General features: G+C 64.2%; 14 protein-coding genes. 8 read left to right on the top strand and 6 right to left on the bottom strand.

Translation table 11 applies throughout. The features are described from left to right. Positions 1-148: 148 nt before the first annotated feature. A complete protein-coding gene (gene rpsT, locus ABWO90_RS16370) occupies positions 149-421 on the top strand; it encodes a 30S ribosomal protein S20 (RefSeq protein ID WP_039367301.1) in 273 nt (90 codons plus the stop codon). A 333-nt stretch (positions 422-754) separates the two neighbouring features. Here rpsT and ABWO90_RS16365 read toward each other — a convergent pair whose 3' ends face one another. Further along, a complete protein-coding gene (locus ABWO90_RS16365; RefSeq protein ID WP_353192278.1) occupies positions 755-1069 on the bottom strand; it encodes a DUF3579 domain-containing protein in 315 nt (104 codons plus the stop codon). A 352-nt stretch (positions 1070-1421) separates the two neighbouring features. On the opposite strand from ABWO90_RS16365, the gene argF reads away from it, so the two are divergent. From argF to ABWO90_RS16350, 3 genes are all read left to right on the top strand, one after another. Further along, positions 1422-2348, top strand: a complete 927-nt coding sequence (argF, locus tag ABWO90_RS16360; protein WP_353192277.1) for an ornithine carbamoyltransferase — start codon at positions 1422-1424, stop codon at positions 2346-2348. Between the two features lie 353 nt (positions 2349-2701). Next, positions 2702-3025, top strand: a complete 324-nt coding sequence (gene ppnP, locus ABWO90_RS16355) for a pyrimidine/purine nucleoside phosphorylase (protein WP_150556707.1) — start codon at positions 2702-2704, stop codon at positions 3023-3025. A gap of 351 nt (positions 3026-3376) precedes the next feature. After that, positions 3377-4525 carry a patatin-like phospholipase family protein gene (locus ABWO90_RS16350; protein ID WP_353192276.1) on the top strand — a complete coding sequence of 383 codons (1149 nt, stop codon included), beginning with the start codon at positions 3377-3379 and terminating at the stop codon, positions 4523-4525. On the opposite strand, the gene murB is transcribed toward ABWO90_RS16350, so the two are convergent. After that, a complete protein-coding gene (gene murB / locus ABWO90_RS16345) occupies positions 4515-5540 on the bottom strand; it encodes a UDP-N-acetylmuramate dehydrogenase (protein ID WP_353192275.1) in 1026 nt (341 codons plus the stop codon). The genes ABWO90_RS16350 and murB overlap by 11 nt on opposite strands. 210 nt (positions 5541-5750) lie before the next feature. Here murB and ABWO90_RS16340 point away from each other — a divergent pair, with 210 nt between their 5' ends. Then, the gene (locus ABWO90_RS16340) at positions 5751-6236 is read left to right on the top strand and encodes a YajQ family cyclic di-GMP-binding protein (protein WP_353192274.1); all 486 of its coding nucleotides are present in this window, start codon (positions 5751-5753) and stop codon (positions 6234-6236) included. Positions 6237-6352: 116 nt separating this feature from the next. Here the strand turns inward: ABWO90_RS16340 and plsY are convergent, their stop codons facing one another. Together plsY and ybaK are read right to left on the bottom strand one after the other, a co-directional pair. Further along, on the bottom strand, positions 6353-6955 hold the full coding sequence (plsY, locus tag ABWO90_RS16335) for a glycerol-3-phosphate 1-O-acyltransferase PlsY (protein WP_353192273.1): 603 nt from the start codon (positions 6953-6955) through the stop codon (positions 6353-6355). A gap of 116 nt (positions 6956-7071) precedes the next feature. Next, positions 7072-7566 (bottom strand): Cys-tRNA(Pro) deacylase, encoded by a 495-nt coding sequence (ybaK, locus tag ABWO90_RS16330; protein WP_353192272.1) that lies wholly within the window; start codon positions 7564-7566, stop codon positions 7072-7074. A gap of 114 nt (positions 7567-7680) precedes the next feature. On the opposite strand from ybaK, the gene ABWO90_RS16325 reads away from it, so the two are divergent. Further along, positions 7681-9252, top strand: coding sequence for a class I adenylate-forming enzyme family protein (locus tag ABWO90_RS16325; RefSeq protein WP_353192271.1), 1572 nt, complete (start codon positions 7681-7683; stop codon positions 9250-9252). A gap of 18 nt (positions 9253-9270) precedes the next feature. On the opposite strand, the gene xerD is transcribed toward ABWO90_RS16325, so the two are convergent. Next, entirely contained in the window at positions 9271-10188 is a 918-nt protein-coding gene (gene xerD, locus ABWO90_RS16320; protein WP_353192311.1) for a site-specific tyrosine recombinase XerD, read from the bottom strand. A 176-nt stretch (positions 10189-10364) separates the two neighbouring features. Further along, complete coding sequence (gene queG / locus ABWO90_RS16315; RefSeq protein WP_353192270.1) at positions 10365-11648, bottom strand: tRNA epoxyqueuosine(34) reductase QueG; 1284 nt, start codon at positions 11646-11648, stop codon at positions 10365-10367. Between the two features lie 8 nt (positions 11649-11656). On the opposite strand from queG, the gene tsaE reads away from it, so the two are divergent. Together tsaE and ABWO90_RS16305 are read left to right on the top strand one after the other, a co-directional pair. After that, positions 11657-12190 carry a tRNA (adenosine(37)-N6)-threonylcarbamoyltransferase complex ATPase subunit type 1 TsaE gene (gene tsaE / locus ABWO90_RS16310; protein WP_353192269.1) on the top strand — a complete coding sequence of 178 codons (534 nt, stop codon included), beginning with the start codon at positions 11657-11659 and terminating at the stop codon, positions 12188-12190. Continuing rightward, positions 12184-13644: an N-acetylmuramoyl-L-alanine amidase gene (locus ABWO90_RS16305; protein ID WP_353192268.1), complete on the top strand. Its 1461-nt coding sequence runs from the start codon at positions 12184-12186 to the stop codon at positions 13642-13644. The genes tsaE and ABWO90_RS16305 overlap by 7 nt, the downstream gene beginning before the upstream one ends. The last annotated feature ends 89 nt before the right edge of the window (positions 13645-13733 follow it).

Genomic DNA, 13733 nt, shown 5'->3' with positions numbered 1-13733 from the left:
AAGATGTTGCAATTTCCGTTGGCCTTCGGCTATAATCGTCGGTTTCGAAGTCAATGGATTGCTTCCTGGCCACCGTGTCTCCCAGGGAGCCGAGCCACACTGCATAGAAAGCCGCATCAGGCGGAGCAATTCAAGGAATTCACCGAACATGGCAAATACCGCACAAGCACGCAAGCGCGCGCGTCAAACCGTTAAGATCAACGCCCACAACTCGGCGCTGCGTTCGCGTCTGCGCACGGCTGTGAAGGCTGTTCGCAAGGCCATCGCCGCTGGCGACCAGGCCGCTGCCAAGGAAGTGCTGCGCACTTCGGCAAAGACGATCGACATCATCGCTGACAAGAAGATCGTTCACAAGAACACCGCTGCTCGCCAGAAGAGCCGCCTGTCGGCCGCTATCAAGGCGATGTCGGCAGCTGCCTAAGTTGACGAATCCGTCAGCCTAGCTGCAAAGCACACCCAGTTGCTTGCCGGTTCCGACTACGGTCGGGACACTAAAAAGCCCGCTTCATGCGGGCTTTTTTCTTTTGTGGCGTCACTTCGGCAGCACGCTCGCCTTCCCTGCCGCGAATAAGACACACGACCCCGGATCACCAGACGAAACGCCGGCGACACGTACGCGAGAATCACGGAAGGCAGTGAGCGCGAGGAAAACTTGGGGAACGTGGCCCGATGCGGCCGGGACTTGCTGAAGATCGACGGTGAGCCAGGGCCAAAGGCCCGGTACTCACGTCTGGCCGAAAACGGCCAAGGGGAATTACTTGACGTCAGGGACGATGCAGGCTTCAGTCAACTGCAGATCGTTGTCGCGGGCGAAATTCATCACGAAATCGAAAGCCATCGGCTCGATGTCGCGCAGTCGCTCGTCAACCACGACGCACTTGACGTCACCCACCATAATCGGACGCACATAGGGGGAGTACTGCATGTATGCGTTCGGGCCGGTATTGCTTCGGCCGCAGAACGACACGGCGCCGCACAGACGCTCCGCCCAGTCGCTCGGACGGAACTTCTTGCCACCCCGGGTCAGCCCCTGGATGAAATACTCGCGCGCGGAAACCTGGTCGGTCATATCGCTCAATCACCTCAAAAAACACCTGGCCAGCCATACGCGGGTAGCGTTGCCGACAGAGACAGTATTATATCTTATATAAGACTCGAACCCGTCCCCCCACCATAGCTGCGGATGTTTTTTTCGGTCTTGCCCGCCGTTTTTGGCTATGCAGCAGCGGGCTCGATCATACGCTTTTCGTGTGACGGCAAAACGATTTGGTAGACTAGGGGCTGTTCCCCTGAGCCCAGCAACCGGTAGAACACCTTCACGCGCCTGATCGGGGGACAGGCCTCAAGGCTTGTTCGTCGTGCCGCAAGCGAGCGAGTTCCCTGCGAATTCCCGCGACACCGGCCTCCAGCAGAACATCCAAATGACCACCGCCAAACCCATCAAGCATTACCTTCAGTTTTCGGATCTGACGCTCGACGAGTATGACTATGTGCTCGAGCGCACCCGCATCCTCAAGAAGAAATTCAAGAACTACGAGACCTACCACCCGCTGCATGACCGCACGCTGGCGATGATCTTCGAGAAGAGCTCGACTCGCACGCGTCTGTCGTTCGAAGCCGGTATTCACCAGTTGGGCGGTCACGCCGTGTTCCTCAACACGCGCGACACGCAGCTCGGACGCGGCGAGCCGATCGAAGACGCCGCCCAGGTCATCTCGCGCATGACCGACATCATCATGATCCGCACGTTCGGTCAGGAAATCATCGAGCGTTTCGCGCAGCACTCGCGCGTGCCGGTGATCAACGGCCTGACCAACGAATATCACCCGTGCCAGGTGCTCGCCGACATCTTCACGTACTACGAGCATCGCGGTCCGATCAAGGGCAAGACGGTGACGTGGATCGGTGACGCCAACAACATGTCGTACACCTGGATTCAGGCCGCCGAGATCTTCGGCTTCCAGTTCCATATCTCGACGCCGCCGGGCTACCGCCTCGATCAGGCCATGGTGGCCGAGTCGAGCCGCCCGTTCGTGCGTGAGTTCGACGACCCGCGTGCCGCCTGCGAAGGCGCCGACCTCGTGTCGACCGACGTCTGGACAAGCATGGGTTTCGAGGCCGAGAACGAAGCCCGCAAGGCCGCTTTCGCCCAATGGTGCGTGAACGCCGACCTCATGCAGTGCGCCAAGCCGGACGCCCTGTTCATGCACTGCCTGCCCGCCCACCGCGGCGAGGAAGTTTCGGCAGACGTGATCGACGGCGCCCAGAGCGTTGTCTGGGACGAAGCCGAGAACCGTCTGCATGCGCAGAAGGCGCTCATGGAGTACCTGATGCTCGGCCGCGTCTAAGCCGGTCGGAGCAGCGCTCATCAGCATCTCCCTGGCGCCACGCCGCCCGGGAGATGCAACGTTTTCCCGCCTCTCGCCGCCTCCCTTCCGCTATCATCGCTGTCGCGCCGCCGTCCTTTGTTGACGCGCGTTTCATAGCGGCACGTCGCAGTCAGATCCTTCCGTCAGAACATTTCGGAATTTGCACCATAACAGGGCAAATTCGTTGTGCATTGCACAAATTGCTCCCGGGTGGACGTCCGAAACGTGCTAGCATGAATTCACGCCTGCCTCGCCGATCCGTGGGTTTGCCGGGGACGGGCATGTTCACTACTCATTGCGACCTTCCCTCGCATTCGACATCGCATCCGGTCATGACGCAAAACGCAACGCAGTTCGACAACGTTTCCGTAATCAAGCGCGCCAACACCTATTTCGACGGCAAGTGCGTTTCGCACACCGTGCTGTTTCCGGACGGCACCCGCAAGACGCTGGGCGTGATTTTCCCGGCCACGCTCCAGTTCGGCACCGATGCCCCGGAGATCATGGAAGTCACGGGCGGCCGCTGCCGCATCCGTCTGGCAGGCCAGACCGAATGGCAGGAATACGCTGCCGGTCAGCAGTTCTCCGTGCCGGGCAACAGCAAGTTCGACATCGAGGTCGTCGAGACGCTCGATTACGTTTGCCACTACGGCTAACCGACTGGCCTGCATCGCGACGGCGCGCACACCTGCGCGCCATCGCCCTCTCGGCCGGTTCAGCGCGGCCCGGCGCCGCTTCTCACTATGTCGCGTCTGCCCCCCGAATCCGCCAACGACACGCCCGGCGATGCTGCCGCCAGCACGCCATCCAACGACGCAGCGAACGACACGCCGTCTCCTGAGACGCCCATTGGCGCTCCGCGCGCCCTTCGTTCGCCCCGTACGCCCCGTACGCCCCGTACGCCCGGCTCACCCCGTACGCCTCGCGCACCTCGCGCTCCGCGCGCGCCCAAAGCGCCCGCCCCCGCCGCAGAAACCGGTTCCGACCTGGAGCCGAGCGATGTCCCCTTGCTCCCCGCAGACGGCACGACCGCCCCATCCCGCACTCGCGCCACGGCGTCGAAGCCTGCTCGCACGCGTCGCGGCAACCCGAAGCGCAAAGGCATCGACCTGGGCCTGCAAGGCGGCGGCGCGCACGGTGCCTACACGTGGGGGGTGCTCGACAGGCTGCTCGAGGACGGGCGTCTGGAATTCGAAGGCATCAGCGGCGCGTCGGCGGGCACGATGAATGCCGTGGTCCTCGCGCACGGCCTGCTCGACCGGCCCGGCGTCGATCCGCGCGAGAAGGCGCGCGAAGCGTTGCACAGCTTCTGGCTCGGCGTCTCGCAGGCAGGGTCGTCGGCCACGGCGTGGGCACAGACCGTCTTCAGTTGGCTCAACGGACGCCCGACCGAGTATCCGGTGTGGCACGACTGGATGCAGAGCATGCAGCAGTGGATGATGCCGTTCTCGCAGCCACCGGCGGAGATCAACCCGCTTCGCACGGTACTCGAGGCACAGGTCGACTTCGAACGACTGCGCGAGAGCACCAACACGCATCTGTTCGTGTCGGCGACGAATATCCGCACAGGCAACATCCGCATTTTCCGCACCCACGAGATCACGCTCGACGTCGCGATGGCGTCAGCGTGCTTGCCGTGGCTCTTCAAGCCCGTGAAGATCGACGAGGATTTTTACTGGGATGGCGGCTATCTGGGGAATCCTGCGCTCTATCCGTTCTATTACGAGACGGTCACGAGCGACATCCTGATCGTGCATATCAACCCGATCGAGCGCAAGGAAAAGCCCGTGCTGCCGGGGCAGATCATGAACCGCGTGAACGAGATCACGTTCAATGCGTCGCTGCAACGCGAATTTCGCGCCATCTCGTTCGTCCACAAGCTGCTCGACGAGGGCTGGCTCAAGCCGGAATTCCGCAAGCGTCTGAAGTACCCGCTGATTCACTCGATCCGGGCGGACAAGGAGCTCTATGACCTGTCCTCGTCGACGAAATTCGTGACCGACTGGCATTTCCTGACGACGCTGCGCGACCGTGGCCGCGACGCGGCGAGCCGCTGGCTCGAAGCACACTATGCCGACGTTGGCGTGCGCTCGACCGTCGATCTGCGACGCGACTACCTGCAACGTCTGCCGGACGCCACCGCCATCAAAGCATGAGCGGCTCGGGTTCGAGCGTGATGCCGAAGCGCTCCTGCACGCTCGCCTGCACCGCACGGGACAGCGCGACGATGTCCGCCCCGCTGGCGCCGCCACGATTGACGAGCACTAACGCCTGACGCTCGTGCACCCCGGCCTGGCCAAGCGATTTGCCACGCCAGCCGCACTGATCGATCAGCCAGCCGGCGGCGACTTTCCACGAGCCGTCCGGCTGCGCGTAGCCCACGGCCTGCGGAGAGCGCTGGCGCAGCGCGGCGAACGTTGCGGCGTCGACCACGGGATTCTTGAAGAAGCTGCCCGCATTGCCGAGGGCTGCCGGGTCGGGCAACTTGCGGCGACGAATGTCCACGACGACGTCGAAGATCTGGCGGGCGACGGGTTGCTCGATGCCAGCCTCCGCCAGCGTGCGCGACACGTCCGCGTACCCGGTCACCGGCTGCCAGGGCTGCGGCAGCCGCAGCGTCACGGACACAATGATGTAACGCCCCGGCTCTCGCTTGAACAGCGAATCGCGATAGCCGAACGCGCAGTCGTCGCGTGTGAGCGTGACGAACGCGCCGGTGGTCGTATCGAGTGCACGCACTTCGGCGAAGCGCTCGGCCAGCTCCAGCCCATACGCGCCGATGTTCTGGATCGGCGCGGCGCCAAGCGTGCCGGGAATCAGTGCCAGGTTTTCGAGCCCGGGGCAGTCCTGCGCGAGCGTCCAGTCGACGAAATCGTGCCAGACCTCGCCAGCGCCGCCACGCACGTAGCGGGCCTGCGTGCCATCGACCGGATCGGCAAGCCGCTCGCGGCCGCGAATCGCCATGCGAAGGACCACACCGTCGAAATCGCGCGTCAGCACCACGTTGCTGCCACCGCCGAGCACGAGGCGCGGGAGGCCGGCGAGTTCCGGCATGGCAAGGGCTTCGACGAGCGCCGCCTCGCTGTCGATCGTCACGACATAGCGCGCGGTGGCAGGCAGACCGAAGGTATTGAGTTCACGCAGGCTGACGTCGCGTTGCAGCTGGGGCATGGCGTATGGAAAAACCGGTGGGCGCCGCCATGCAGGACATCGCGGAAGGCGGACGCGGGGCCGACGGCTGAATTACAATGTCGGGCGAAAGAATTTTGCGCATCATTATACCGGCCGCGAGGCGGTGCCCCGTTCACGCCCGCGCCGATGCACGCTTCTGGCACGCAAGACGTGCCGTTTCACGAACCCTTTTCAATTCAGGAGATCCAGATGCCATCGTTTGACGTGGTTAGCGAAGCCAACATGGTAGAGGTCAAGAACGCTGTCGAGCAGGCCAACAAGGAAATCTCGACGCGCTTCGACTTCAAGGGATCGGACTCGCGCGTCGAGCACAAGGAGCAGGAACTCACGCTCTTCGCCGACGACAACTTCAAGCTCGATCAGGTCACGCAGGTGCTGGTCAGCAAGATGGCCAAGCGCAATGTCGACGTGCGATTCCTCGACTACGGCAAGGTCGAGAAGATCAGCGGCGACAAGGTCAAGCAGGTCGTCAAGGTGAAGAAGGGCGTCGAGGGCGACCTCGCCAAGAAGATCGTGCGTCTGATCAAGGACAGCAAGATGAAGGTCCAGGCGAGCATTCAGGGCGACAGCGTGCGCATCTCGGGCGCCAAGCGCGACGACCTGCAAAACGCCATCGCACTGCTGCGCAAGGACGTGACCGACACGCCACTGGACTTCAACAACTTCCGCGACTGATCGGACTGGCGATCGAGGCCGCGCCCATACGGGGCCTCCCGACCCCAGCAATAAAAAACCCGCAGACTCGCTGCGGGTTTTTTATTTGTCGCCTCGCTCAGGCGTCGCCCGGCGGCTTACTTCTTCTGCCCGATGCGGCTTTCCTTGCCTGCGATGAGCTTGCCGATGTTCGAACGGTGACGATAGATCAGCAGGATTGCCATCACGATCACGGCCGGCGCATAGGGCCCGAAGCCGAACATGAACACGTAGTACAGCGGCGCAAACACGGCCGAAACCAGCGCAGCCAGCGACGAATAGCGGAAGAAGATCGCGATGATGAGCCACGTGGCCATGACGGCGAGGCCGAGAATCGGGTGGATCGCGAGCAGCACGCCGGCCGCCGTCGCCACGCCCTTGCCGCCCGCAAAGCGCAGGAACACCGGATAGAGATGGCCGACGAAGACCGCCAGCGCCACTGCCGCCAGACCGAAGTCGCCTACGCCCCACGCGTCGGCGAAGCGTTCCGCGAGATAGACGGCGAGCCAGCCCTTGAAGGCGTCGCCGATCAGCGTGAGCACGGCCGCCTTCTTGTTGCCCGAGCGCAGCACATTCGTGGCGCCCGGGTTACCCGAGCCGTAGCTGCGCGGGTCGGCAAGGCCCATGGTGCGGCTGACGACCACCGCAAACGGCACCGAGCCGATCAGATACGCGAGAACGATAAAAACCAGAGTGGCCATGAACTTCGTGCGTGAGGAGAATTTGTAATGGCCGCCATTCTACTTGAGCGGCCCGGGCACCCCATTCTGGCAAACACGGGGTTGCGCCAGAACCCGAACTACCGGGCGGCAGCGCCCTATTCGTCGCTCAGGGCACAGGTCACCGGCTTGGCGCCCAGTGCGTTGAGCAGCACTTGCGGCGCAATGCCGATGAGATACCCGCGACGTCCGCCGTTGATATAGATCTGCGGCAGGTCGAGAATCGACGTCTCGACATACACCACCATCGCCTTCTTCGTGCCGAACGGCGACGTACCGCCGACCATGTACCCGGAATGCCGCTGTGCGACCTCCGGCTTGCAGGGCTCCACGCGTTTCGCGCCGATCTGGCGCGCGAGGTTCTTCGTGGAGACGGTCCGGTCGCCGTGCATGAGCACGATCAGCGGGCGGGCCTTGTCGTCTTCCATCACGAGTGTCTTGACGACCGCGTGCTCGTCGACGCCCAACTGACGTGCCGACTCACCGGTGCCGCCATGATCGACGTACTCGTAGACGTGTTCCGTGAACGCCACTTTCTTTTGCTTCAGAAACTGCGTGGCCGGCGTTTCCGAGACGTGTTTGGTCTTGCTCATGGGCGCCTATTGTAATGAATCGCAAGGCGCTCCGGTCCCGGATTTCGACCGAACGCCGGGTCCTGACGCCGGACGTTCCCTGCTTCCCCGTGGTGAGGGCATTACAATGCCGCCATGTCAGCCTTTCCTGCCCTTTCCGACATGCCGCGCCCAGACGCTCCCGAGACTGCCATTGCTGCGTTGCCCGCACGCATCGACGCCCTGCCCGCGCACATCGCCGAGCAAACGCCCCAGCGCGTGGCGCTGATCGACGACTTCGGCCGTCTGACCTACGGCGAACTGGCACGCGCGGTGGCCGCCAGCGCCGAACGCCTGCGCGCCCACGGCGTGCGCGGCGGCGATCGCGTGATGATCGTCGGCGAGAACGGCATTGCCTACGTGGTGCTGCTGCTCGCCGTCGCCTCGCTCGACGCCTGGCCGCTGCTGTGCAACGCTCGCCTGTCGGCGCTCGAACTCGGTGCGATTCGCGAACACGCGCGCCCACGGTGCGCGATCTACACCATCGACGCCTCGCCTGACGCCGCCGCGCATGCGCGTGTCGATGCCGCACAGATCATGTGGACGGAACTTGCGCTCGGCGCGCTGGCAGTCTCGGATGTCGACGCGCAGAGCGAGGCCGAGCCGGTCTCATCGGACCCGGCCGAACAATGTGCCGCGCTCATCTATACGACGGGCACGACCGGCAAGCCGAAGGGCGTGCGGCTGTCGCATCGCAATCTGTTGTTCGTCGCAACGGTCTCCAGCACGCTGCGACGCGTGAGCGCCGACGATGTCGCGTATGGCGTGCTGCCGATCTCGCACGTGTATGGGCTCGCGTCCGTGTGTCTCGGCACGCTATACGCCGGCGGTACGCTGCGGCTGGCCGCCCGCTTCTCGCCCGATGCCGTGCTCGACTCGCTCGCCCACGACGGCCTCACCATCCTGCAGGGCGTACCGGCCATGCATGCACGACTGATGGCGTATGTCGCCACGCAAGGCACCCCGCTAGTCGCGCCGCGCCTGCGCTTCGTGTATTCGGGCGGCTCGCCGCTCGATGCGGCACTCAAGGCGCGCGTCGAAGCGTTCTACGGCCTGCCGATCCACAACGGCTACGGGCTCACCGAAAGCAGCCCGACCGTCTCCCAGACACGCCTCGACGCCCCGCGTGACGACTGTTCGGTGGGCCCGGTCATTCCCGGCGTGTCGGTTCGAATCGTGGATCGTGAGGGGCGTGACCTGCCCGATGGCGAAGTCGGCGAACTCTGGGTACGCGGCCCGAACGTGATGCTCGGCTACTACCGCGCACCGGCGTTGACGGCCGCGGCGATCACGCCCGACGGCTGGCTGCGCACAGGCGATCTCGCACATCGCGAGGCGGACGGTGCCCTGTTTCTCGCCGGACGCGCCAAAGAACTCATCATCCATTCCGGCTTCAACGTCTACCCGATCGAGGTCGAGCAGGCGCTGGCAAGCCATCCGGATGTGCTTCAGGTCGCCGTGCTGGGTCGCGAGGAAGAGGGCAACGAACAGGTGATCGCCTTCGTGGAGGCACGCCCGGGTCACGTCATCGACGAACCCGCGCTGGCCACATGGGCGGCAGCGAGGCTCGCGCCCTACAAGCGCCCCGCGCAGATCCGGGTGCTCGACGCCCTGCCCGCCGCGTCGACCGGCAAGGTGCTCAAGCACAAGCTCAAGGCGATGCTCTGAGCGACCTCGGCTGAAGGGCTACCCGCGCGGATGATGTTGCGCGTGAAGCGACTTGAGTCGCTCGCGTGCCACGTGTGTGTAGATTTGCGTCGTGGAAATGTCGGCGTGCCCAAGCAGCAACTGCACCACGCGCAGATCGGCGCCGTGATTGATGAGATGCGTGGCGAACGCATGCCGCAATGTGTGCGGCGAAAGCGGCGCACGAATGTCCGCTTGTAGCGCGTAGCGTTTGATCAGGTACCAGAACGCCTGACGGGTCATGCCTTCGCCGCGCTGCGTGACGAACAGCGTGTCGCAGGCGCGACCGTTGAGCAACACTGCGCGACTCTCCGAGAGATAGCGCGCGAGCCAGCTGTTGGCCTCCTCGCCGAACGGCACCAGCCGCTCCTTCGCGCCCTTGCCGAAGATGCGAAGCACCCCCTCGTTCAATCCCACTTCGATGGTCTTGAGCGCCACCAGCTCCGAAACACGCAGGCCGCTCGCGTACATCAGTTCGAGCATGGCACGATCGCGAAGGCCGAGCGGCTGGGTGAGATCGGGAGCCGCCAGCAGCGCCTCGACCTGGGCCTCGGACAACGTCGAAGGCAGGCGTTGTGCACGCTTGGCCGACGCGATGCGCAGGCACGGGTCCTGCTGCGCAATGTGTTCGCGCAGAGCCCACTGATAAAAGCGCTTGAAGACCGACAGACGCCGGTTCACGCTACTCGCCAGACTGTCGCGACGCCACGCCAGGTAGGCAGAGAGCGCCCCTTCGTCGACACCGTCGAGCGACATCGCCGGCTTGGCCGCGAGCCATTCGGCAAATAGCCGCAGGTCTCGACGATAGGCGTCAAGCGTGTTGCGTGAGAGCCCGTCTTCGAGCCAGAGGGTGTCGCAAAACTGATCGATGAGCGTCGCGCTGCGCCCGTACACCGCGCCATCGGCGTCGAACGTCAGTGGATCGTCGTTATCCCTGCTATCGCTGCTGTCGCCGTCATGCTCCCCGAGCGCTGCCTGTTCGAACGGTTCATCGGCCCCGTCGAGTGCATCGAAGGCATCGAACGCGTCGTCACCGGTATCGATCTCGTTGCCCACCCCCTTGGGGGTCGCGGCCGACGACTTTGCATGCTTGGTCAAACCGTAGCTCCTTCCTGGGCCAGCGCCCATTCGACGTGCTCACGCACCAGCGCGGAAGTGTGATCGCGGCGCGCGAGCAATGCCTCGCGCAACGGCGTGCGCGCGTCGGCAGCCTTCGTCTCGCGCAGCGCATTGCCCAGTCCGACGGCCAGGTTGCGCAGCCATCGCTCGTGACCGATACGCCGGATCGGGCTGCCTGCCAACTTTTCCATGAATTCCGCCTCGCTCCATGCGAACAGTTCGACGAGCGACGCGCAATCGAGCCGATGCCGCGGGGCGAAATCGGGAAGCGGCGAGGGCTGTGCGAACTTGTTCCACGGACAGTAGAGCTGACAATCGTCGCAGCCATAGATGCGATTGCCCATCTTTGCGCGAAGCGGCTCGGGAATCGCACCCTTGTGCTCGATGGTCAGATACGACACGCACAGGCGCGCATCGACGCGAAACGCCTCGGTGATCGCGCCGGTCGGGCAAACCTCGCGGCATCGCTGGCATTGCCCGCAATGTTCGCCGCGCTGCATGGCGTGCGCGCCACCTGTCGGCGCTGCCGATGCATCGGCAGCGCTGCCATCTTCGTCAGCTTCGACATCCACCGGCAGCGGCACATCGACAAAGATTTCCCCGAGGAAGAAGAGCGAACCGGCATCGCGCGAGAGCAGCAACGTGTGCTTGCCACGCCAGCCGAGACCGGCCTTCTGTGCGAGTTCGACCTCGAGCACCGGGGCGGAATCGGTGAATGCGCGATAGCCGAACGGGCCGATTGCCGTCTCGATCCTGTCGGCCAGCTGCTGAAGGCGATTGCGCACGACCTTGTGATAATCGCGACCGCGAGCATAGATCGACACGATGGCTTCACCGGGGACGGCCGCACGTGCGGCCTCGCGCTCGCGCCACGTCGCCATGTCGGTATCGCTGGGAAGATAGTTCATGCGCGCGCTGATGACGCGGACCGTGCCCGGCACCAGTTCGGCAGGCCGTGCGCGCTTCATGCCGTGCGTGGCCATGTAGTCCATGTCGCCGTGGCAGCCGTCGTCCAGCCATTGCTGCAACCCCGGCTCGGCGTGCGAGAGATCGGTATCCGCAATGCCGACCTTGCCGAATCCCAACTCGCCGGCCCATTCGCGAATCTGGCGGACGAGCGTGCGCAAGCCCTCGGCATCGAGCGTGGGAGACGTCGCATTGTCGCGCGAGGGCGACACTTCCGAGGGGTTCGGAGGTGCCGATGGCTCGACTTGTGCGGCGGTAGCGGGGAAAATCACGGAAGCTTTCATCGACTCCATTTTACGCAATGCCCGCCATGTCCGATTCCTCGGCGCCGCCCCCACTGGGCGAGCGCATCTTCGCGTTGCCGGACGAAGCTGCCACCGAGGTCTTCGCTGCGGCGCTCGCGCGCGTCATCGTTGCGCGCATGGCGAGCACAGACGCCGCGCACGCAGGCCTGCACGTGCAGCTCTCGGGCGACCTCGGCGCGGGAAAAACCACATTGGTGCGGGCACTGCTGCGCGCGCTGGGTCATGCGGGACGCGTCAAAAGCCCCACCTACGCGCTGTGTGAACCATACAACATCGACACACCACAAGGTGTGTTACCGGTCTATCATTTCGACCTATACCGCTTTGCCGATCCGGCCGAATGGCACGACACGGGCTTTCGCGAGCACTTCGCGGGCGATGCCCTGTGCCTCGTCGAGTGGCCTGAGAAAGCCGAAGGCCTGCTGGGCACCCCCGATTTACGCCTTTGGCTGGAACCTGTTGGCAACAGCCGCCGTCTGACGACGAGCGCCTACACGCCGGCCGGTCTTGCTTGCCTGAACTCATGCTGATCAAACGCTTTGCCCGTACCGACGACGCCTCATCGCCCAATGCCGGCCGACGCCGCGCACTGCGCGCAGGCGCATCCACGCTGATCCTCGCCCTCACCGGCCCGCGCTTCGCCTTCGCCAACGCCATCGTTGCGGTGCGTGTCTGGCCGGCCAAGGACTACACGCGCGTCACGCTCGAGACCGACAATCCGGTCAAGTTCCAGCAGCAGTTGATGGAGAGTCCGAACCGTTTCGTCATCGATCTCGACGAAGTGGATCTGAGCCCTACGCTGCGCGACCTCGTGTCGAAGATCCAGCCGAACGATCCGCAGATCATGCAAGTGCGCGTGGGTCAGTTCAAACCTGGCGTCGTGCGCATGGTCTTCGATCTGAAGGCGGGCGTGAAGCCGCAATCGTTCACGCTGCCGCCGGTCGCCGGCTACAAGTACCGCACCGTGTTCGATCTGTATCCCGCGATCGAACCCGATCCGCTCATGGAATTGCTTGCCAAGTCCGGCCACAAGGCCGAGGCGCTGGCGCAAAATTCGACCCCGCCCGGTGCATCGGCCTCGTCAGGCGCCGGCACCCCGAGCACGGAAGAGAGTGAAGCCTTCTTCCAGCGCTACGCACAGCGCGAGCCGGGAACGGGGCCTCGCCCATCGCGTCCGGCGCCCGCGCCCGACAAGACACCGCCGCTGGCCCAGCGCAAGGACGACGACGACGGCCTGCCCGCACTGCCTCCGGCACGCGGCCCCAAGACGGCCCGTCTGCTCACCATCGCGATCGATCCCGGCCACGGCGGGGAAGATCCGGGTGCGGTCGGCAGCAGCGGCACTTACGAGAAGGTCGTCGTGTTGCAGATTGCCAAGCGCCTGCGCGAGAAGATCGACGCCCAGCCGAACATGCGCGCCATGATGACGCGCGACGCCGACTTCTTCGTCCCGCTCGGCGTGCGCGTGCAGAAGGCCCGCCGCGTCGATGCCGATCTGTTCATGTCGATTCACGCCGACGCATTCACGTCGCCCTCGGCCAACGGCGCTTCGGTGTTCGCGTTGTCCGAGCGTGGCGCCACGAGCGCGACGGCACGCCTGCTGGAAAAGACGCAAAACGCGTCCGATCTGATCGGCGGGGTCAACATCAAGACCAACGACCGCGCCGTGGCGCACGCGCTGCTCGACATGTCGACGACCGCGCAGATTCGCGACAGCAAGGTGTTCGGCTCGGCATTGCTCGCCGAAATCGGCACGGTCGCGGACCGTCTGCACAGCAAGAATGTCGAGCAGGCCGCCTTCGCCGTGCTCAAGGCGCCGGATATCCCGTCGGTGCTCGTCGAGACGGCCTTCATCAGCAACCCGAAGGAAGAGCAGTATCTGAACGATCCCGCCTATCAGGAACGGCTCGCCAACGCTTTGCTAAAGGGCATCAAGGCGTATTTCGCCAAGAACCCGCCGATTGCGAAGAACCGAACCGCCTGATCGCAGACAAGACGGCACCGGGGCGACTCGCTGCCGGCTTCAGGCAAAGAAAAATGGCGCGTCCGACTGACCGGACGCGCCATTTTTTT

This window comes from Pandoraea pnomenusa, assembly GCF_040391475.1.
GTDB lineage: Bacteria > Pseudomonadota > Gammaproteobacteria > Burkholderiales > Burkholderiaceae > Pandoraea > Pandoraea pnomenusa_C.
The sequence above is the reverse complement of the archived record's forward strand: the minus strand, read 5'-3'. Positions and strand labels throughout refer to the sequence as shown.

What these genes read in the sequence shown, in the direction of transcription:
- argF (WP_353192277.1), top strand. Translation starts at nt 1,422, where the DNA reads ATGACCACCGCCAAACCCATCAAGCATTACCTTCAGTTTTCGGATCTG.
- murB (WP_353192275.1), bottom strand. Translation starts at nt 5,540, where the DNA reads ATGCCCCAGCTGCAACGCGACGTCAGCCTGCGTGAACTCAATACCTTC.
- plsY (WP_353192273.1), bottom strand. Translation starts at nt 6,955, where the DNA reads ATGGCCACTCTGGTTTTTATCGTTCTCGCGTATCTGATCGGCTCGGTG.
- ybaK (WP_353192272.1), bottom strand. Translation starts at nt 7,566, where the DNA reads ATGAGCAAGACCAAACACGTCTCGGAAACGCCGGCCACGCAGTTTCTG.
- ppnP (WP_150556707.1), top strand. Translation starts at nt 2,702, where the DNA reads ATGACGCAAAACGCAACGCAGTTCGACAACGTTTCCGTAATCAAGCGC.
- ABWO90_RS16365 (WP_353192278.1), bottom strand. Translation starts at nt 1,069, where the DNA reads ATGACCGACCAGGTTTCCGCGCGCGAGTATTTCATCCAGGGGCTGACC.
- ABWO90_RS16305 (WP_353192268.1), top strand. Translation starts at nt 12,184, where the DNA reads ATGCTGATCAAACGCTTTGCCCGTACCGACGACGCCTCATCGCCCAAT.
- queG (WP_353192270.1), bottom strand. Translation starts at nt 11,648, where the DNA reads ATGGAGTCGATGAAAGCTTCCGTGATTTTCCCCGCTACCGCCGCACAA.
- rpsT (WP_039367301.1), top strand. Translation starts at nt 149, where the DNA reads ATGGCAAATACCGCACAAGCACGCAAGCGCGCGCGTCAAACCGTTAAG.
- tsaE (WP_353192269.1), top strand. Translation starts at nt 11,657, where the DNA reads ATGCCCGCCATGTCCGATTCCTCGGCGCCGCCCCCACTGGGCGAGCGC.
- ABWO90_RS16325 (WP_353192271.1), top strand. Translation starts at nt 7,681, where the DNA reads ATGTCAGCCTTTCCTGCCCTTTCCGACATGCCGCGCCCAGACGCTCCC.
- ABWO90_RS16340 (WP_353192274.1), top strand. Translation starts at nt 5,751, where the DNA reads ATGCCATCGTTTGACGTGGTTAGCGAAGCCAACATGGTAGAGGTCAAG.